Here is an 18,561-nt window from a genome sequence, read left to right on the forward strand (position 1 = left end):
TTTTTTGGAAGACCAAAATAGAATATGGACGAAAAGATTTATTAGCTTATTTTGCACGAATATGAGCGTATTTTTTGTGTTTTATGGATTAGTTTCTGTTCTCCCACTATATACTACTGGAGAGCTTCATCGTTCAGAAGGTGATGCAGGATTACTCCTTTCAATCTTCTTGCTTTCTGCAATTCTTATTCGACCATTTACCGGGAAAGTTCTTGATATAGTCGGAAAAAGAAAAATGCTATTAATGAGTTTGATCCTCTATCTAATTACAACTCTTTTATACATCTTTATAAAACCATTCCTGTTACTACTCGTATTGCGTTTTATTCAAGGTATTTCTTTTAGTATCTTAACAACCGCAAATAACTCAATTGCAGCAGACATTGTGCCAAGATCACGAAAAGGTACAGGATTAGGATATTTTACAATGTCTCTAAACTTGGCAGTAGTATTAGGTCCATTTGTTGGGTTACTTGTCATTCAATATTTAGATTTTGAGATGTTATTTATAATAATGAGTATTGTTGTTATTTTAGGTGGTCTGTGTGCAATGACTATTAAGTTAGATGATCTGCCAGTTCCACCAAAACCAGATAAATTATCTTTTACACTTTCTGATTTATTTGAGAAAAAGGCTTTACCATATGCATTTTTTGCTTGTTTTATTGCAATTTCATATTCAAGTATTTTATCCTTCTTATCAGTTTATGCTAAGGAACAACATTTGATGGGAGTAGCTAGTGTGTTTTATTTAGTGTATGCAGCAGCTATGCTTATAACACGTCCGTTCACGGGGAAACTATATGATACGAAAGGCCCTAAATATGTTATAATCCCTGGATTCCTTTTTTTTGTACTTGGATTATTGACATTAGCTTCAGTAAATGGACCTGTCTTGTTTTTAGTAGCAGGTGTTTTGGTTGGTTTGGGGTACGGTGCATTGGTGCCAAGTTTACAATCACTTTGCGTTCAATCAACAGAACATAGTCGAAGTGGTTACGCAACAGCCACTTTCTTCACTCTATTCGATGTAGGGATTGCACTTGGATCGTGGTTGCTAGGAATTGTAGCAACGCATTATCATTATGATGCTGTTTATGTAGTTGCAGCAGTAGTAGTCTTCATTACATGTTTAGTTTATTTTATTAAAACAATTCGAAAGCCACAGCATCAAACAATTTAAAAAGGAAATAATAAGGATTGAACTTAGATGATTTAAAGTTCAATCCTTATTACTTTCTTATATAACTGCAAATCAATGTTTTCCTTTTTGGATCCCTTGTCTAGCAAGTGCATCTGCAGCTTTATTTTGTGAATCTGGAATCCATTTTATAAAGAACAAATCAAATTGTCCTGTTAGTTTCAATGCAGCTTCTAAATAAGGTTTATACTCTTCATTTTTTACAAATTCTTTTTCAATAGAAGCAACTACGATTTTAGAATCAGAACGAACAGAAATTATACCAGTAGATAACTTTGCTGCTTCTTGCAATCCTCGAATAAGAGCCATAAATTCAGCAACATGATTATTTGTAATACCAATGGGTTCACTTATTTTAACTTGGTGACCCTCGCCTTTTATGAAAACGCCAATGGCACTGGGACCTGGATTTCCTGCACTTGCAGCATCAATATATACTTCTAACATCTCATCACCACTTCCAAGTTCTATACTTGCATCTTAACACATATCGGTAGTAGAATAGACAAATACTGCAAATGAGGTGATTCACTTTGATGGAGCAGGTCACCATCGTAAAAGATATCGATGAACTGTTAGGAAACTATTGCGAAGGCTGTTTAGCAAAAGAACAAATGCGAAAAGAGCGTGGCAAAGCAGGTGCTCATAAATTTTGTATTGAATCTTGCACAGTCGGTGAGCAGTTACAGTTTTTAGGTCAAGAATTATTAAAGTATTATACAAAATCATAATAATTTAAAACATAGATTTTTTTGTAAAAGACACCATAAGTTTTCTTATGGTGTTTTTTTAAATGTTTGTAGAGAAAATCTAAAGAAACGAATATAATTGTATCCTAGATATTTTTGATGAATGTTCAATTGTATAAATTTAGAATAGTAATTTAACTAAATGTATTGACTATTTTTAATATAATCTGTACACTGTGAAAAAACAATTGTTTGCTATAGGGGTACAAAAGAAAAATAACGTAAGGATCTGATGAGATGAAAGTATGTAAATTTGGTGGAACTTCAGTCGCGAGTGCAGAGCAAATCAAAAAAGTAGCTGCAATTGTAAAATCTGATGTTACTCGAAGATTTGTAGTAGTATCTGCACCAGGTAAACGATATAGTGAGGATTTCAAAGTCACTGATTTATTAATTGAATTAGCAGAAGCAATTATTGCAAAAATCAAGTATGAAGAAAAACTGCAAAATGTGGTTAATCGGTATAAAGAAAATGCGGAAGGCTTAGGACTTGACCCTTCAATTACTGAAGAAATTGCAGCAGATTTACATGCACGAATTGATAAGGCTTCAAAAATTAGTGAGGAATATTTACTTGATACATTAAAAGCAAGTGGCGAAGATAATAATGCCAAAATGATAGCGAAGTTTTTTAACAATATTGGTATTAATGCAAAATATGTTAGTCCTAAAGAGGCGGGACTAATTGTAAATAGTGGACCTGAACGAGCTCAAGCTCAGCCAGAAGCTTATGTTAATCTAAACGCGCTAAAAAATTCTGCAGAAGTAATCGTTTTTCCAGGTTTCTTTGGATATACTAAAGACGGTGTATTACGTACCTTTGATCGTGGAGGCTCTGATATTACAGGCTCAATTTTGGCAGCTTCTGTTCAAGCTAGTCTGTATGAAAACTTTACAGATGTGGATTGTGTATATAGCGTAAATCCGAATGTTATAACTAATCCTTTAGAAATTGAAGAAATTACATACAGAGAAATGGGAGAACTTTCATATGCCGGTTTTTCTGTATTTCATCATGAAGCATTAATGCCTGTTGTTAAACTAGGTATCCCAGTTAACATTAAAAATACAAACAATCCTCATGCAGAGGGAACAAGAATCGTTTCAAACCGAAAAGAAAATCTTCGACCAGTTACAGGGATTTCAGCAGACTCGGGATTCTCCATTTTATATGTAAGAAAATATTTGATGAATAGAGAAATAGGAATTGGACGTAAATTACTTCAAATCTTAGAAGAAGAACAGATTTCATATGAACACACACCATCTGGATTGGATGATATTTCGGTTATTATTCGTACCCACCAATTATCACCTATGAAAGAAGAACGAATTATTAATCGTGTTTATAGAGAATTGCATGCAGATGATGTATACTTCCGCCACGGTTTTTCGATGATTGTTGTTGTGGGAGAAGGCATGAAAAATAATACTGGTTTAGCAGCACGAGCAACTGCAACTATTTCAAAAACAGGTGCGAATATCGAAATGATTAACCAAGGGTCGTCAGAAGTAAGTTTGTCATTTGGTGTCCAAGAAAAATTTGAAAATGTGATTTTGCAAGCATTATATAATGAGTTTTTTGCAGTTGTAGCTGTAAGATAAATATTGTAAACAAAACGCCTTTTAATTAAGGTGTTTTTTTATAGTCTCTTATTATGATATTGTTAATTTTTTATAGCATTCTTACTTGAACGAAAGGCGAAGGCCCCTGAGGAAAAGTATACTTCTGTAGCGAAACGGATGATACATCAACAGCATTGTTAAATAAAGTCTTGCTAAAAGAAAAAGTGAAATCTTTTATAATTTTAGAAAAAAATAATATATTAATAACAGCTTTAGTTTGCTTTTTTAATATGATTTCCTATAAATTTAGAATAGTAAGAAAAACAGGAGGTGAATTCTCTACGTTGAAAAAATGTATTTGACGTAGAGAGACCGTATTTGGACATTGAAATAGCCAGTAATTTAGTTCTGTTTGTTATTTTAATTGCGATGACAGGATTTTTTGTCGCAACTGAATTCGCAATTGTAAAAGTGAGGACAACGCGAATCGATCAGTTACTCACAGAGGGCAACAAAAAAGCGATAAAAGCGAAAAAAGTGCTAACACAACTAGATGAATATTTATCTGCTTGTCAGCTAGGTATTACAATTACAGCACTCGGCTTAGGGTGGATTGGCGAACCAGTAGCAGATAAACTATTGCATCCGCTTTTTGAAGCAATTGGCATAGAAGGAAGTACAGCAACATTGTTGTCCTTTATTGTTGCTTTCTCAGTTGTAACGTTTTTACATGTTGTAGTAGGTGAATTAGCACCGAAGACTTTTGCGATTCAACAAGCAGAGAAGATTACCTTGAATTTTTCAGGGATTTTAATACTTTTTCATAACATCATGTATCCAGTAATCAAATTATTAAATGGATCAGCGAGAGTTTTGACGAGTATTTTTGGCTTAAAAATGCAATCCGAAGGTGAAGAAGTTCATAGTGAGGAAGAATTACGTATGATTTTATCCGATAGCTATAAGAATGGTGAAATCAATCCTTCCGAATATAAATTAGTGAATCAAATTTTTGAGTTTGATGAACGGATTGCAAAGGAAATTATGGTGCCTCGGACTGAAATTGTAAGTTTTGATAAAGAAACAACATTAGATGAAGTTTTTGAGTTGATGAATTTGGAGCAATATACACGTTATCCAGTTACTGATGGCGATAAAGACCACGTAATAGGAATCGTTAATATGAAACAGCTTTTATCAGCGCTTATTATAGATGAAAAAAGCGGATCTGAAACAGTGCAGAATTATATACAACCAGTTATTCGTATTATTGAAACAGTCCCAATTAACAATCTACTCGTTAAATTTCAAAAAGAGAGAATTCATATGGCCATTCTACTTGATGAATACGGCGGCACATCAGGACTTGTAACGATTGAAGATATTATTGAAGAAATCGTTGGTGAAATTAGAGACGAGTTTGATGGTGATGAATTACCAGAGATTCAAAAAGTAGCCGAAGGCCATTTTAGTTTCGATGGTAAAGTATTGCTTAATCAAGTAAATGATATGTTGGGTGTACAAATTGATGAGGAAGCGATTGATACAATTGGTGGCTGGTTTATGTCACACCAAGATAATGCAAAAGAAGGCGATTTCTTTGAAGCAGACGGTTTTCAATTTATCGTAAATGAAGTGAATAAGCATCAAATCGTTAGAATTGAAGCAAAAAGGGTAGGGGCATAGAAAAAAGCTATTCAGTCATTCGACTGAGTAGCTTTTATATTTATAATTTAATTACATTTGCCGCTTGGGGACCGCGGTTTCCTTCGATAATATCGAAACTCACATTTTGTCCTTCATCTAAAGTACGAAAACCTTCTTCTTGAATGCCAGTGAAATGGACAAAAACGTCATCACCATTATTGTACTCAATAAAACCATAGCCTTTTTCGTTATCGAACCATTTTACTTTTCCGTGGTGCATTCGCGTTCCTCCCAATAACAAAATTCAAATTTTCACATTTATTACGCATTAGCGGCAAGTCCAGACATCCACTTCCACTTCAAGACCCTAGTGTGAGACAAGAAAGTAAGGAATCAACTGTCCGTAAAACCTGATTTGTTTACTAACACTTCATGGGAGAGAAGAAAATCCACACGGAGTGAAGTTTCACTTTATCCAATAATAAATGATGGATAAACTATACATTATTATATAAAAAATGTCAATTATTTGTCGATACTTAGCTCTAATTGCTGAATATTCTATTTTATAGTATGGTTAGGTTAGTAAGAGGGTGAGTATCAATTATAAAGCTTAAAGCTCATCTATAATTTTTGAAACGGAAAGAAGGAACCGCTGTGTCAAAAACTGCCCAACCTTTATCAGATTTGGAAATCGCGAGAAATGCAACAATGCGTCCAATAGCAGAAATTGCAGAAGTTGCAGGAATACCAGAAGATGCTCTAGAACTTTATGGGAAATACAAAGCTAAAATCGATGTTAGTAAACTATCGCAATATACACCAAATGCAAAAGTAGTTCTTGTTACTGCAACGAATCCAACACCAGCTGGAGAAGGAAAATCGACTGTAACTGTTGGGCTTGCAGATGCGTTACATAAGTTAGAACAAAATGTTATGGTCGCTCTGCGGGAACCTTCATTGGGACCTGTTATGGGGATAAAAGGTGGTGCCACAGGAGGTGGTTACGCACAAGTATTACCCATGGATGATATAAATCTTCATTTTACTGGCGATATACACGCAATTACAACTGCAAATAATGCACTATCAGCATTAATTGATAATCATATTCAACAAGGAAATATACTTAATATTGACCCACGCCGAATTATTTGGAAACGTGTATTAGATATGAACGATCGTGCTTTACGCCACATTGTAATTGGTCTAGGTGGTCCTGGACAAGGAACACCACGTGAAGATGGATTTGATATTACCGTTGCATCAGAAATCATGGCTATTTTCTGCTTGGCAACAGACTTTGAAGATCTGAAAAAAAGACTTTCCGATATTGTGATCGGCTATTCTTATGGCAAAGAACCTGTCTTTGTTCGTGATTTAGGTGTTGAAGGAGCGCTAACTCTTCTATTAAAAGATGCTTTCAAACCAAATCTAGTCCAAACAATTGAAGGCACTCCAGCCATTATTCATGGTGGTCCATTTGCGAACATTGCACATGGCTGTAACTCAATCCAAGCAACGAATACAGCACGCAAGCTTGCTGATATCGTTGTGACAGAAGCTGGATTTGGTGCTGATTTAGGTGCTGAAAAGTTCATGGATATTAAATCTGTTCAAGGAAACATTAAACCAGATGCGGTAGTAATCGTAGCAACAGTACGTGCATTAAAAATGCATGGCGGTGTAGATAAAACAGAACTAAAAAAAGAAAACGTTGAAGCTATTAAAAAAGGCATTACAAACCTTGGAAAACATATCGATACTGTTCGTCAGTTTGGTGTAGAGCCGATTATTGCTTTGAACCGTTTTATAACAGATACTGAAGCAGAAATTGAAGAAATTATGGAATGGTGTAATAATCAACACGTTAAAGTAGCTCGCACAAATGTCTGGGAAGAAGGCGGTGCAGGCGGTATAGAGCTTGCAAAGGCTGTGCTTGAAGTTGTGAATAAAGAAAATCACTTCAAACCAATTTATGATGTTACGGATTCAATTGAACTTAAAGTACGTTCAATTGTTCAAAAGGTTTATGGTGGCCAAGATGTGAAATTTACAGATAAGGCACGAAAACAAATAGCTGAAATTGAGAAATTTGGTTGGGATTCAATGCCAATCTGTATGGCAAAAACGCAATACTCATTGTCTGACCAACCTAAATTATTAGGTTGCCCTGAAGGATTTACCATTACAGTTCGTGAAATCATTCCAAAGCTTGGTGCTAAATTTATCGTTTGCCTAACAGGTGATATTATGACAATGCCTGGTCTCCCTAAAGTACCTGCTGCATTGAAAATGGATGTAGACGAAAATGGCAACGCAGTAGGATTATTCTAATAATCAACTAGAAGGACTATTTCCATTGCAAATTTTGTAGTGGAAATAGTCTTTTTTAGTGAATTCATTCTTAAATGCACAATGATCGTGTATTTCTCGGTATAATAGAACTATTGCAAGAAAAGGAGTAATTTAATTATGAATAAAGTGGAGCAATGCGAACAATTTGTAAAATCCATTTATGAACAATTTGACGCTAGTCATGATTTTCAACACATTGAACGTGTCATGATGAACGCAAAAGCAATTTTAAAAACAGAACTATCAGCTAATGAAGAATTGGTCCAATTAGCTGTTCTATTACATGATGTAAGTGATCCAAAATATACAACTGGAAAAGAAAATGAAATAACAATTTTAAATCAACTGGAGTTAACACAAGAACAGGTTAAACAAATCCAAGAAATAATTGCTTCTGTATCATTCCGCGGTGGTAATGAGCTTGAGGCAAAATCACTAGAAGCAAAAATTGTAAGAGATGCGGACAGACTGGATGCAATTGGTGCAGTAGGGATTGCAAGAACTTTCGCATTTGGTGGAGCGAAAGGACGTAAATTGTATGATGTGAAGGAAGAATCACGTCAGCAAATGACAGAAGAGGAATATCGCAAAAAAGAAACGGCATCTGTTACACATTTTTATGAAAAGCTTCTATTGTTAAAAGATTTAATGATTACAGCTAAAGGAAAGCAAATGGCTGAAGAACGCCATCAATTTATGGTAGACTTTTTACAACAACTGAAGTTAGAAAGAGAAGGGAAATTATGAGTCATTTAATCGTTTCAAATTGTACAAAAACAGTGGGCGATAAAACGCTATTTGAAAATATAGAGTTTACGATCGTTGAAGGAGAAAGAGCCGGTCTAATCGGTATTAATGGTACTGGTAAGTCTACTCTAATGGCAATTTTAGCTGGCGAACTTGAAGCAGACACGATTGATTTAGATCGTCCCAATAAATATCGTGTAGCTTATTTACCACAAAATCCTGAATTTCCGCCTGGGGAAACCGTACTACAAGCTGTCTTTGCTGGGGATTCTCCAATTTTAAAGCTAAATCGTCAATACGAAGAAACAGTGATTGCACTTAGCCACAATCCAGAATCTACTACCTTACAGGAACAGCTTTTCCGTTTGCAACAACAGATGGATCAACAACAAGCATGGGATGTCAATGCCTTAGCTAAAACAGCTTTAACAAAGCTTGGCATTGAAATGTTTGAAGAACAAGTTGTCAATCTTTCAGGTGGGCAACAAAAAAGAGTTGCTTTAGCAAAGGTTTTAATTGAACCGGCAGATTTATATTTACTAGACGAACCTACCAACCATCTGGATGTTCAATCAACTGAATGGTTACAAGATATGGTTTTACGTTTAAAAGGAGCAGTTATTTTCATCACGCATGATCGCTACTTCCTAGATGCAGTTTCAACACATATCTATGAAATTGCAGATCAAACATTGTACAAACATAACGGCAATTATGCTGCATATTTAGAAGCAAAAGCCATACGACAAGAAATGGCCGTAGCAACTCAAGCAAAAATGCGGAACCGTTATCGATCAGAGTTAAAATGGATTAGACGCGGTGCTCAAGCTAGATCAACGAAACAAAAGGCACGGATCCAACGTTTTGAAGAGCTTTCCGAAAATCTAGAACATAAATCAGATGATACGAACCTTGAACTGGGACTTGCTACTTCTAGATTAGGAAAAAAGGTAATTGAGGCCAATGATATATCAAAGTGCTATCAAGATAAAAACCTTATTGAACATTTCTCTTTCCTTTTACAACAAGGAGATCGAATTGGGATCATTGGTGCGAATGGTGCGGGGAAAAGTACATTATTAAACATACTTGCTGGCAATATTATTCCAGATCAAGGTGTAATTGAAGTAGGTTCAACTGTTCGGATTGCACATTTTACCCAACACCTTCCTGAGATGAATGCAAATCAGCGGATGATTGAATACATTCGTGAAACAGCAAATGATATTGAAGATGCTACAGGGGAGCATCATTCAGCTGCTTCTATGTTAGAACGCTTTTTATTCCCATTACATACTCATGGGACACCAATTGGTAAATTATCAGGTGGAGAAAGAAAACGACTGCATTTACTAAAACTCTTAATGGAACAACCAAATGTGTTATTGCTGGATGAACCGACAAATGATTTAGATATCGAAACGCTTTCAGTTTTAGAAGATTTCATCGAACAATTCCCTGGGGTTGTTGTGACCATTTCACATGATCGTTTCTTTTTGGACCGTATTGCAAAGAAACTATGGGTATTAGATGGTCATGGTGGCATTAAAGAAAGCTTAGAAATTTATAGTGATTACCTTGCAAAACAATCACAAATTCAAACCTTACCTCATGTAAAAGAAGAGAAAGTAGAAAAAGTAAAAGAACCAAAACTAAAAACGCAAAAGAAAAAATTATCATTTAAAGAACAGAAAGAATGGGAGACCATTGAAAAGGAGATTGCCAAAGTAGAAGAAGATATAATGGCTGCTGAAGAAGGTATTTCAGGAGCGGGTTCAGACTTTACCTTGTTGCAGAACTTGACCGCTGAATTAGAAGAATTAAATGCTAAATATGAACAGCTTATTGAACGATGGGAATACTTACAAGATATCGTGAATGGTTAAAGATAGGGAGGAAACATAATGAAAATAGTTACAATTGAACCAACTCCAAGTCCAAATACGATGAAAGTAATACTTGATCAGGAGTTACCGTTTGGTACTGCAAATAATTATAATGATAAAAACAAAGAAGATGCACCAAAAGAAATTCAAGAAATTTTAACCATTGAAGGCGTCAAAGGTGTCTATCATGTTGCAGATTTTCTAGCAGTTGAACGAATTTCTAAATACGATTGGGAAAATATCTTAGCAGCTGTACGTAATGCATTTGGTGAACAAAATGAAACAACATCGAGTGAAAAAGTAGATGAACATTATGGAGAAGTGTATGTTCATGTTCAAATGTTCAAAGGCATTCCACTTCAAGTGAAAGTTTTTGATAGTCTGTCTGAACAACGTTTTGGCCTAGCAAAACGCTTTATCGATGCTTTTAATCAAGCGATGCAAGCAGATGAAAATTATATTTTACAACGTAAATGGGTCGACTATGGTGTTCGATATGGAGGAAAAGAGGATATTGGCCAAAGTATGGTCGATGAATTAGAAGCAGCATTCCCAGAAAGTCGTATAGTAGAACTGATTAATGCGAGCCATGATCAAAGAGTTACTGTTGCACAAAAGAAACGAAAAATCACACTGCAAGAATTTGATGTGGATGATTGGGAAACTCGTTTCCAATTACTTGATCAAATGGCTGATCCAGGAGTAGACGATCTACCTTTACTCCAAAAAGCATTATTAGATGAAAAAACGTCCGTAAGACGACTTGCAACAGTCTACCTTGGTATGATTGAAGATAAAATGGTTGTTCCAATTTTAGTCCGAGCATTACAAGACAAAAGTGCTTCTGTTCGCCGTACTGCAGGTGACTGCATCAGTGATTTAGGTTTTGTAGAATTTGAACCAGCTATGATGGAAGCATTAAAAGATCGTAACAAACTTGTCCGTTGGCGTGCAGCGATGTTCTTATATGAAACAGGTACTGAGGCTTGTTTAGATGCGCTAGAAGGAGCAAGTAATGATCCTGAATTTGAAGTGAAATTACAAGTGAAAATGGCGATTGTTCGTATTTCACAAGGACAAGAAGCTATGGGCTCAGTTTGGAAACAAATGACTGAAGCGCGTACAGTAACTAGAGAGCAAAAATAGCATTTGTAAAAAAAACTCAGAAAGAGTAAGGGAAAATGAATTATTCCTTACTCTTTTTTCTATTATAAGAAAAGGATAAATATCCTTTTTATTATTGACATTAAGAAGAAAGAATCAATATAATATGTAATATAGTAAGTCTATAGTTATATATAATACTGAGGGAGATTTATTAAAATAGGCATAGATGGAGTTAGGAGAGTTGTAATGATTTGTGGTAAATGTAATTGTGAAAAGAAAAATATCCATATTTCAAATAGCTATCAAACGAACAATGGGGTTGTCAATGTTAGTAACATTCCAGCATTAATATGTGATTGTGAAACAACTGTCCCACAATTTGTTTTAATAGAGATTCAAACGTATTTTGAAAAAAGCCATGAAGCGGGAATTCATCAAATTCAATTTGAGGATATCTAATTTCAATACATAGGTAAAAGGGGGGCTTATAGTTAATGATGACTTTTAGGTGCTCTTTTCAATAAAAGGGTGATGCTCTTGTTAGAATGAAGATGGCCTAAGTCCACACATCCTGTGTCCCCTCACAAGCTCTACAAAACCCTAATAATTAGTGGTCTTTCAGCTTTCGAATGAGGGGGTGGAATGCGTAACTGGATAAATACAAACATCTTAAGAATGAATCATATTTTCTCCTCGGCGGCGTCCCATAGCTGAATACATAGCATAACTAGAGTAAAAGGATGCAACACTCATTATCCCTAATAACCACCGGATTTCAATACTATAAATCGGTGCAATAATTCCTGCAGCCAATAAAACAATACCTAATACCAAAAGAAAAATAGCCGTGTTAAGATCCTTCATTCACAACATCTCCTTATGCTTTTGTCCCACTATTATTTCTACATTTATAAATCTTAAACCTTCTTTTTGTCTGAATTTTTACACAATTAAATATAAAAAAGAATAAATTAAATAATTGTAAAGTGTTTTTTTGTTTTTTTTACATCAAACATTTGAAAATGTGTCTATTTTATGACTATAATTATAGCAATCCAATCAGAAATGGTTGCGGTTTTCGATAATAATACATAAAGGTCGAGAAACAAGCAACCTTGGAGAAGATATTACTTCAGGGAGGTTTTGAAAATGGTATGTATTAATTTAGTTCCTCATGATGTAAATTACGCAGAAGAAATTTCTAAAATGACGAGTATTCCAGAAGTTCGAAAGGCACTTGGAATGTCAGATGCACAATGTTCGGTTGCAGGAACAAGAGATTTTATTAGACTAATGCAATTAGAAGAACGACTAGGCCAACAACTTTCCCGAATGATTTTCAATGAAAAAAATCAATTGATCGGTGTTATTACATTAAAAGGTATAGACGAAGAACAAAAACTATGCCATATAGGTACATGGTTAGGGCGCCCTTATTGGGGAAAAGGATATAATCAATTGGCCAAAGTAGAAATATTAAAGATTGCTTTTGAAAGATTACATTTAAACTATGTTTTTGCAGGAGCACGTTTAGAAAACATTCGTTCACAAAAAGCTCAAGCAAAACTCCCATATATAACTTTACATGTAGAACGTCAATTTTATACTGAATGGAAAAAATTAGAACAACAAGAACGCACACCTTGTATGCTTAATGTTGTACGAAAAGAAGATTTTTTAAATTGGTATTATCAAGATGTTGTTGCGGGTTAGGCCGATTCTCTAAGTGGAATCGGTTTTTATTTTTACACAAATTAATCTGAAAATATATGGTAAAATAATAGTATATATTACTGATTCGTGTAAATTTATGGGAGGATTCAATGAAATTGAAAAAGAGTATTATTTTTGTTGCAATGATTGTGCTATTAATAGTCGGTATATTTGCATTCAATAGTTATAAAAAAGCATCAAAATTAAATGATGCTACTCTTACAATTAGAGATTTGAAACAACAAAATTTTTTAAAGAAGCAAGAAGCAGTTCTTTATGCCTCATCTACAACTGAGGTTTTACAAAAAGGAAAGGGCGATAGCCTGGTGATTTTTATCGACCACCAGGGAAATGCACGTGGGCTAAAATTATCGGGTTTAGAAGACGGTAGTACATATTTCAATACCGATGAGCTTTTAATAGAAGAATCCAATCGACTAATGCTACTTGGAGATAAGTTGAATATTTATGATATACCTTCCGAAGAATTACGGGGAATACAAACAGGGTATCTTTCTAAAACAAAACAATTTTATAGTCTTTACAATACAGGCTTTAGTACAAAACATGACTATAAAACGGTAATTCGTTTTGGGGAAGAAGGAGACTTCCATATTTCACAAGTTCCACATTTCGTATCATCTGTCGGGCAATTATCAGATCGAATCATTGTGTTGACGCAAGATTTAATAACTGGTGAGTTTGCTTTACAGGAAGTACAACTTAAAAAGGAAGCAAAGACTAAAAAATTACTAGATCTACCTTTAGAAAATGCAGCGGATTTAGATGCTTTAACACCTGTAGTAGCAGATAAACACAATTTCTATTTCGTCATGTCAAATTATCAAGCAGAAAATCGGGAAGATTTAGAATTGGTGATTGTAAACCGTGAAACAAATAAAGTAAAGACGAAATCTTTCATTAAATATCGCGCTGAAGATCAGGTTACAAATGCTTTACCATATAATTTTAATCACTCAGCTTATGTAAACGATGGTCATTTCTATTATGTAAATGGATTAGGTGAGGTTTTTGAATATAGGGATGCAACTGAGAAAACTCAAAAGATATTGCAGTTACAGCATGAAAAAAAGGGGAATAGAAGATTTGAACAAATAACTTTTAACAACAATCAGATATATTATATGTACTCAAACGAAGATAGGGAGTTTTTCTTAGAGACATATGATTTACAATCCAAGAAAAAGATAAAAGTACAAGAGATTAAAAATCTCGAATCCATTTTACCAATGGATGATAAGAATTACTTTTTAACCAGTCTAGAAATTCTATAATGTGAGCTAAATATCGGCCTAGCGATTTCTACTCTGGCTAGGTCAGTTTTTTTTATATATTTGAGTCAATTTCATAAATGCTTTTCTAACCCAAAAAACGAATGTTATCTAAATATAAAACCCAATAATTCGGATTATACTCCAAATATACTATATGCTTAAAATGCCGCTCCAGATGGCGCTTTCGTGCTAAGCGATCGTTGAGCCTCCTCGGGGCAACAGGATGTTGGTCACGGAGTCGTTGCCACAGGACGTGGCGTTCTTAGACTCCGTTCCTTAATCGTCCTGCGGGGTCTCACCTGTCTCGCTTTCCCGCAGGACTATGAATGGACCTCTCTGAATCAACATCGCACGAAGGAAATGCGAATGCATTTTCGAGGACTCGCCATCTTCCGCTACTAGACAATATTCTAATAGAAATAGCACAAACAATTCCCTCATTTAATGTTCGCGTTTTATATCAAACCTTCGAATTATGAAATTGATTCATTTAAATTTATTTGCTGAATTATTTTATTCTATCTTTTGTTCATAATCATAGAACAGTGTTCATGAATCTGTCATTTGTAACTTTACTTTTATAAAGGATTTTGTATGCATTTGTCTAATTCTATTAGCGTAAGTTATTTTGATGGAGGGATGACAAAATGACAAAGAAAATTTTAATATTAACCGGGGACGCAGTTGAGGCTTTGGAAGTGTATTATCCATATTATCGCTGTCTAGAAGAAGGCTTTGTTGTAACGATCGCTGCTCCAAGTGTGAAAAAAATCCAAACAGTTATTCATGATTTTATCGATGGTGTAGATACGTATACAGAAAAACCTGGATATGGATTGGAAGCAAATGCTAGTTTCGAAGAAATTAATCCAGAAGAGTATGATGGGTTGATTATACCAGGTGGTCGTGCACCAGAGTATATTCGCCTAAATGAATATATACCAGGTATTGTGAGTCATTTCTTTGAAGCAGATAAGCCAATCGCAGCGATTTGCCATGCAGCGCAAATCTTTGCAGTAATTCCAGATGTCATAAAAGGACGTAAGCTTACTGCTTATATTGCTTGTAAACCAGAAGTACAAGTTGCAGGTGGAACCTACATTGAAGAGAATCTTCATACAGAAGGAAATCTTGTAAGTGGTCATGCATGGCCAGACTTACCAGGCTTAATGAAAGAATTTTTGAAAAAATTATAGAGTTGATGCCCTGATTGATTATTGCAATCAGGGCATTAAATTTAGGTAAAATAGTATATAAATACATAATTTTACTGAAATCCTAATAATGCAACAATTGTCAATTTACATGGAATGGGAAATACAGGGTTAACGTTTGGAGAGTTGTCTAAGTTTTCTTGATGGTTACCATATAGTAGCCTTTGATTTACCATGCCACGGACATGCTGAAAAATGTAAAAAGAATTCAGGTCAACTCCCTTCGAGATTTATATGTTGAGAATTTGGTACCGAATCTCAGGAACTATAAGCAATCGAGCGAAAAACAGAGATCAGAATATCATTTAGGAGTAATCAATTGAAGTATTTAATTTTGTATAGACAATGCAATACTAATAATCGGTAATTTATGAATGATAAGAATTTAATCTCTATTATGTAAATTTTCTAACTTTGATAAAAGACAATTTAGTTTCATTTTACGTATAGACAATTCTTTTTCTGCACTTTCTATTTTCCTTATACTTCCATATATTCTATCTTGAATATCTTGAAGTAAACTAGGTGAATGAAATCCAGCAGATCGCTTTATGTGAAATATAGTTTGAATTTCTCTAATAGTAAGGCCTAATGATTCCATTTCTTTAATGATATAAAAGTCATACATATCTTTTTCAGTATAAACTCGCTTATCACCTTTCGTTAATGGATCTATTAAGTTGAGTTCTTCATAATATCGGATTGTATCCTTTGTAGATTGAATCTTTTCCAAAAATTCTCCTATTTTCATTTTTTCTTCTTCCTCACTTTGAATAATAGTAGATTCCATTAAAATTTATCATTTAGATTAAACATGAATGGTTGATAGTTTATTAGTATTTTAAAAAATAAGTAGAGTATTAATTTAATCTTTTCGTATTTATCAAAGTTATTGCCAACTAATTTCAACAAGGGACTTATTAATTAATTTATGTAAGTTAATAAAAATGAATTTAAATATCTGAATATTCTAAAAATGCAAAACGCATAAAATTATAATCTATTAACTTTTTGTCTAAAAATTTTTTCATTGGATAGTCATGTATATCTGAAACTTTAATTTACGCATTCTGACATTAATAATTTTAACACTAAAGATAAAAAACACCCAAGTAATAATATACCAAATAAAGTGTTCATTTTACAATTCAGAATATTTGAAAACTATATTATTTAAACAATAAAGGATATGAACAAATTTTAGTTGAATAGTACTCTAATTTAATTTAGAAAATACCTATAAAGGAACATTTGTTCCTATTATTACATAACAGGTATTGCTTTGGCAAATGTGAGTCAAGATTCAGTGTTCACTCTTATGGGAAACGCTTAAAAATGCCCGCAATTTTAAATACAAAATTTATTTTAATTAGTTGTAACTTTTTCCAATCCTCAAACGATTAATATATGAAAATGGAACGGAGGAGCGTGAGATTTTGCTTGATTTCGAGCATTTAGATGATCGGATTACTGATATTTATCATCAATATTATTTAGACGTCTATCGATTTTTGATTTGCTTTTCAGGCAATCAAAGTGAAGCGGAAGACATGACGCAAGAGGTTTTCATCCGTGTTTTGAATAATTTATCTAATCTACACAAAGTAAATAATTTAAAGACATGGATATTTTCCATCGCCAAACATGTTTCTATTGATCATTATAGAAAGAAACGATTAATTGGACTTTTTACGGATGGATTTTTCACGCAGATCATATCAGCAGATAGAGAACCGAGTGAAGTAATGGAACAGCTTGAAATGAAAAATTCTGTTCATGAAGCTATTTCAAAACTAAAACCCCATTTTCGTTCAGTTGTGATATTAAGGGGGATAAATGAATTTTCGATAAAGGAAACAGCTGAAATTCTTCAATGCAGTGAGTCAAAAGTAAAGGTTGATTATCACCGAGCTCTAAAAGAACTTAAAAAGAAGTTAAATATTGAAATGGAGGAGGTAATTCAAAATGCAAAATGATAAGGAAATATTTGACCTTATAAAAAAGACGTACCCTCTGACACCAAACAAAGATTTTGTTCAATCTACAGAAGAAAAGCTTAGAAAAGCAGCTAGAAAATTGAATCGAAAAAAAGTTTATAAAAAGTTGTCTATTGTATCCAGTGGACTACTATTATGTGTGGTCGTTATTATTTCAATATTAACTTATACTGGTAACCAATCCTTAGATCAAACGGCTACTTCTTCATTCAATACTACCTCTTCGTCTATTACTAATAAACGTGATCCTGTTATTTTAATTCATCATACTCATAATTATGAATCATTTAAATCTAAGACCAAAATTGAAAATCTGTATGATGAAAAACAGAATATTACTTTAGTGGGGAAAAGGTTAAGTGAGAAATTAGAAGAAAAAAGAATTCCAAACATCCAAGACACGAGCAATATTTTTGAAATATTAAAGAAAAAAGAATTACATTTTGGAAGTTCATATTCGGTTTCAAGAGGTATATTAGAAGATATTATAAATAAGAACAAAAGTATTGAAATGGTACTCGATATCCATAGAGATTCAGCCGAACGTAATACAACAACTATAAAGAGGAAGGGCAAAAACTATGCACGAATTATATTTGTTGTATCTCATTCAAGCGATAATTACAAAGAAACTAAAAGGTTTGCCCAAAAGCTTCATAATATTTTGGAATCAAAGTATCCTGGATTATCAAGAGGTATAGTGGTAAAAGACAATGGTACAAGGCAAAGTACGTATAATCTAGATCTTATGGATCAATCGGTTCTTGTAGAAATTGGTGGGGCTGAAAATACTCTAGAAGAAGAATATAGAACTGTCGATTTATTTGTAGAGGTGATTGAAGAAATAATGAAAGAAAAAAATATTAGGTAAAATATAAGTGAATCAATTTCATAATTCAAAGATTTGATAAAAACACGAAAATTAATTGGGGTCATAATTGGGGTCATTGTTATATGCAATATCTATTAGAAAATTGTCTGTGAAGCGGAAGATGGCGAGTCCTCGAAAATGCATTCGCATTTACTTCGTGCGATGCTAATTCAGTGAAGTTCATTCAATGTCCTGCGGGAAAACGAGACA

The 18,561-nt window shown here is 33.9% G+C and carries 18 protein-coding genes; 14 read left to right on the forward strand and 4 right to left on the reverse strand.

What is annotated here, in order from left to right; all coding sequences use genetic code 11:
* Window positions 1-4: 4 nt before the first annotated feature.
* On the forward strand, window positions 5-1,183 hold the full coding sequence (locus ACIQ4I_RS11745) for an MFS transporter (protein WP_403096168.1): 1,179 nt from the start codon (window positions 5-7) through the stop codon (window positions 1,181-1,183).
* Between the two features lie 72 nt (window positions 1,184-1,255).
* On the opposite strand, the gene ACIQ4I_RS11750 is transcribed toward ACIQ4I_RS11745, so the two are convergent.
* A complete protein-coding gene (locus ACIQ4I_RS11750) occupies window positions 1,256-1,648 on the reverse strand; it encodes a ribonuclease HI family protein (protein ID WP_403096169.1) in 393 nt (130 codons plus the stop codon).
* Between the two features lie 89 nt (window positions 1,649-1,737).
* Between ACIQ4I_RS11750 and ACIQ4I_RS11755 the strand changes: the two genes are divergently transcribed.
* From ACIQ4I_RS11755 to ACIQ4I_RS11765, 3 genes are all read left to right on the forward strand, one after another.
* On the forward strand, window positions 1,738-1,932 hold the full coding sequence (locus ACIQ4I_RS11755; protein WP_403096170.1) for a zinc-finger domain-containing protein: 195 nt from the start codon (window positions 1,738-1,740) through the stop codon (window positions 1,930-1,932).
* Between the two features lie 255 nt (window positions 1,933-2,187).
* On the forward strand, window positions 2,188-3,555 hold the full coding sequence (locus tag ACIQ4I_RS11760; protein WP_403096171.1) for an aspartate kinase: 1,368 nt from the start codon (window positions 2,188-2,190) through the stop codon (window positions 3,553-3,555).
* Between the two features lie 339 nt (window positions 3,556-3,894).
* Window positions 3,895-5,202 (forward strand): hemolysin family protein, encoded by a 1,308-nt coding sequence (locus ACIQ4I_RS11765; RefSeq protein WP_403096172.1) that lies wholly within the window; start codon window positions 3,895-3,897, stop codon window positions 5,200-5,202.
* A 40-nt stretch (window positions 5,203-5,242) separates the two neighbouring features.
* Here the strand turns inward: ACIQ4I_RS11765 and ACIQ4I_RS11770 are convergent, their stop codons facing one another.
* Window positions 5,243-5,443 (reverse strand): cold-shock protein, encoded by a 201-nt coding sequence (locus ACIQ4I_RS11770; RefSeq protein WP_397537779.1) that lies wholly within the window; start codon window positions 5,441-5,443, stop codon window positions 5,243-5,245.
* A gap of 377 nt (window positions 5,444-5,820) precedes the next feature.
* Here ACIQ4I_RS11770 and ACIQ4I_RS11775 point away from each other — a divergent pair, with 377 nt between their 5' ends.
* The 5 genes from ACIQ4I_RS11775 to ACIQ4I_RS11795 all read left to right on the forward strand — a co-directional run bounded on the left by ACIQ4I_RS11775 (window position 5,821) and on the right by ACIQ4I_RS11795 (window position 11,720).
* Window positions 5,821-7,500 carry a formate--tetrahydrofolate ligase gene (locus ACIQ4I_RS11775; protein WP_403096173.1) on the forward strand — a complete coding sequence of 560 codons (1,680 nt, stop codon included), beginning with the start codon at window positions 5,821-5,823 and terminating at the stop codon, window positions 7,498-7,500.
* 138 nt (window positions 7,501-7,638) lie between these two features.
* On the forward strand, window positions 7,639-8,268 hold the full coding sequence (locus tag ACIQ4I_RS11780; protein ID WP_403096174.1) for an HD domain-containing protein: 630 nt from the start codon (window positions 7,639-7,641) through the stop codon (window positions 8,266-8,268).
* Window positions 8,265-10,154 carry an ABC-F family ATP-binding cassette domain-containing protein gene (locus ACIQ4I_RS11785; protein ID WP_403096175.1) on the forward strand — a complete coding sequence of 630 codons (1,890 nt, stop codon included), beginning with the start codon at window positions 8,265-8,267 and terminating at the stop codon, window positions 10,152-10,154. Before ACIQ4I_RS11780 ends, ACIQ4I_RS11785 begins: the two co-directional genes overlap by 4 nt.
* Before the next feature lie 18 nt (window positions 10,155-10,172).
* Window positions 10,173-11,300, forward strand: coding sequence for a conserved virulence factor C family protein (locus ACIQ4I_RS11790; RefSeq protein WP_403096176.1), 1,128 nt, complete (start codon window positions 10,173-10,175; stop codon window positions 11,298-11,300).
* A 207-nt stretch (window positions 11,301-11,507) separates the two neighbouring features.
* Entirely contained in the window at window positions 11,508-11,720 is a 213-nt protein-coding gene (locus ACIQ4I_RS11795; RefSeq protein WP_403096177.1) for a hypothetical protein, read from the forward strand.
* 210 nt (window positions 11,721-11,930) lie between these two features.
* Here ACIQ4I_RS11795 and ACIQ4I_RS11800 read toward each other — a convergent pair whose 3' ends face one another.
* Complete coding sequence (locus tag ACIQ4I_RS11800; RefSeq protein ID WP_397537785.1) at window positions 11,931-12,125, reverse strand: hypothetical protein; 195 nt, start codon at window positions 12,123-12,125, stop codon at window positions 11,931-11,933.
* A gap of 285 nt (window positions 12,126-12,410) precedes the next feature.
* On the opposite strand from ACIQ4I_RS11800, the gene ACIQ4I_RS11805 reads away from it, so the two are divergent.
* The 3 genes from ACIQ4I_RS11805 to ACIQ4I_RS11815 all read left to right on the forward strand — a co-directional run bounded on the left by ACIQ4I_RS11805 (window position 12,411) and on the right by ACIQ4I_RS11815 (window position 15,465).
* Complete coding sequence (locus tag ACIQ4I_RS11805; RefSeq protein WP_397537786.1) at window positions 12,411-12,974, forward strand: GNAT family N-acetyltransferase; 564 nt, start codon at window positions 12,411-12,413, stop codon at window positions 12,972-12,974.
* Between the two features lie 110 nt (window positions 12,975-13,084).
* Window positions 13,085-14,269: a hypothetical protein gene (locus tag ACIQ4I_RS11810; RefSeq protein ID WP_403096178.1), complete on the forward strand. Its 1,185-nt coding sequence runs from the start codon at window positions 13,085-13,087 to the stop codon at window positions 14,267-14,269.
* A gap of 647 nt (window positions 14,270-14,916) precedes the next feature.
* Entirely contained in the window at window positions 14,917-15,465 is a 549-nt protein-coding gene (locus ACIQ4I_RS11815) for a DJ-1/PfpI family protein (protein ID WP_403096179.1), read from the forward strand.
* Window positions 15,466-15,868: 403 nt separating this feature from the next.
* On the opposite strand, the gene ACIQ4I_RS11820 is transcribed toward ACIQ4I_RS11815, so the two are convergent.
* A complete protein-coding gene (locus tag ACIQ4I_RS11820) occupies window positions 15,869-16,273 on the reverse strand; it encodes a MerR family transcriptional regulator (RefSeq protein ID WP_403096180.1) in 405 nt (134 codons plus the stop codon).
* 646 nt (window positions 16,274-16,919) lie between these two features.
* On the opposite strand from ACIQ4I_RS11820, the gene ACIQ4I_RS11825 reads away from it, so the two are divergent.
* Window positions 16,920-17,459 carry an RNA polymerase sigma factor gene (locus tag ACIQ4I_RS11825; RefSeq protein WP_403096181.1) on the forward strand — a complete coding sequence of 180 codons (540 nt, stop codon included), beginning with the start codon at window positions 16,920-16,922 and terminating at the stop codon, window positions 17,457-17,459.
* A complete protein-coding gene (spoIIP, locus tag ACIQ4I_RS11830; RefSeq protein WP_403096182.1) occupies window positions 17,449-18,351 on the forward strand; it encodes a stage II sporulation protein P in 903 nt (300 codons plus the stop codon). Before ACIQ4I_RS11825 ends, spoIIP begins: the two co-directional genes overlap by 11 nt.
* Window positions 18,352-18,561: the final 210 nt, after the last annotated feature.

The sequence above is a fragment of the Rummeliibacillus sp. NPDC094406 genome (assembly GCF_044763875.1).
GTDB lineage: Bacteria > Bacillota > Bacilli > Bacillales_A > Planococcaceae > Rummeliibacillus.

What these genes read in the sequence shown, in the direction of transcription:
- ACIQ4I_RS11750 (WP_403096169.1), bottom strand. Translation starts at nt 1,648, where the DNA reads ATGTTAGAAGTATATATTGATGCTGCAAGTGCAGGAAATCCAGGTCCC.
- ACIQ4I_RS11755 (WP_403096170.1), top strand. Translation starts at nt 1,738, where the DNA reads ATGGAGCAGGTCACCATCGTAAAAGATATCGATGAACTGTTAGGAAAC.
- ACIQ4I_RS11760 (WP_403096171.1), top strand. Translation starts at nt 2,188, where the DNA reads ATGAAAGTATGTAAATTTGGTGGAACTTCAGTCGCGAGTGCAGAGCAA.
- ACIQ4I_RS11770 (WP_397537779.1), bottom strand. Translation starts at nt 5,443, where the DNA reads ATGCACCACGGAAAAGTAAAATGGTTCGATAACGAAAAAGGCTATGGT.
- ACIQ4I_RS11780 (WP_403096174.1), top strand. Translation starts at nt 7,639, where the DNA reads ATGAATAAAGTGGAGCAATGCGAACAATTTGTAAAATCCATTTATGAA.
- ACIQ4I_RS11785 (WP_403096175.1), top strand. Translation starts at nt 8,265, where the DNA reads ATGAGTCATTTAATCGTTTCAAATTGTACAAAAACAGTGGGCGATAAA.
- ACIQ4I_RS11790 (WP_403096176.1), top strand. Translation starts at nt 10,173, where the DNA reads ATGAAAATAGTTACAATTGAACCAACTCCAAGTCCAAATACGATGAAA.
- ACIQ4I_RS11795 (WP_403096177.1), top strand. Translation starts at nt 11,508, where the DNA reads ATGATTTGTGGTAAATGTAATTGTGAAAAGAAAAATATCCATATTTCA.
- ACIQ4I_RS11800 (WP_397537785.1), bottom strand. Translation starts at nt 12,125, where the DNA reads ATGAAGGATCTTAACACGGCTATTTTTCTTTTGGTATTAGGTATTGTT.
- ACIQ4I_RS11805 (WP_397537786.1), top strand. Translation starts at nt 12,411, where the DNA reads ATGGTATGTATTAATTTAGTTCCTCATGATGTAAATTACGCAGAAGAA.
- ACIQ4I_RS11810 (WP_403096178.1), top strand. Translation starts at nt 13,085, where the DNA reads ATGAAATTGAAAAAGAGTATTATTTTTGTTGCAATGATTGTGCTATTA.
- ACIQ4I_RS11815 (WP_403096179.1), top strand. Translation starts at nt 14,917, where the DNA reads ATGACAAAGAAAATTTTAATATTAACCGGGGACGCAGTTGAGGCTTTG.
- ACIQ4I_RS11820 (WP_403096180.1), bottom strand. Translation starts at nt 16,273, where the DNA reads ATGGAATCTACTATTATTCAAAGTGAGGAAGAAGAAAAAATGAAAATA.
- spoIIP (WP_403096182.1), top strand. Translation starts at nt 17,449, where the DNA reads ATGCAAAATGATAAGGAAATATTTGACCTTATAAAAAAGACGTACCCT.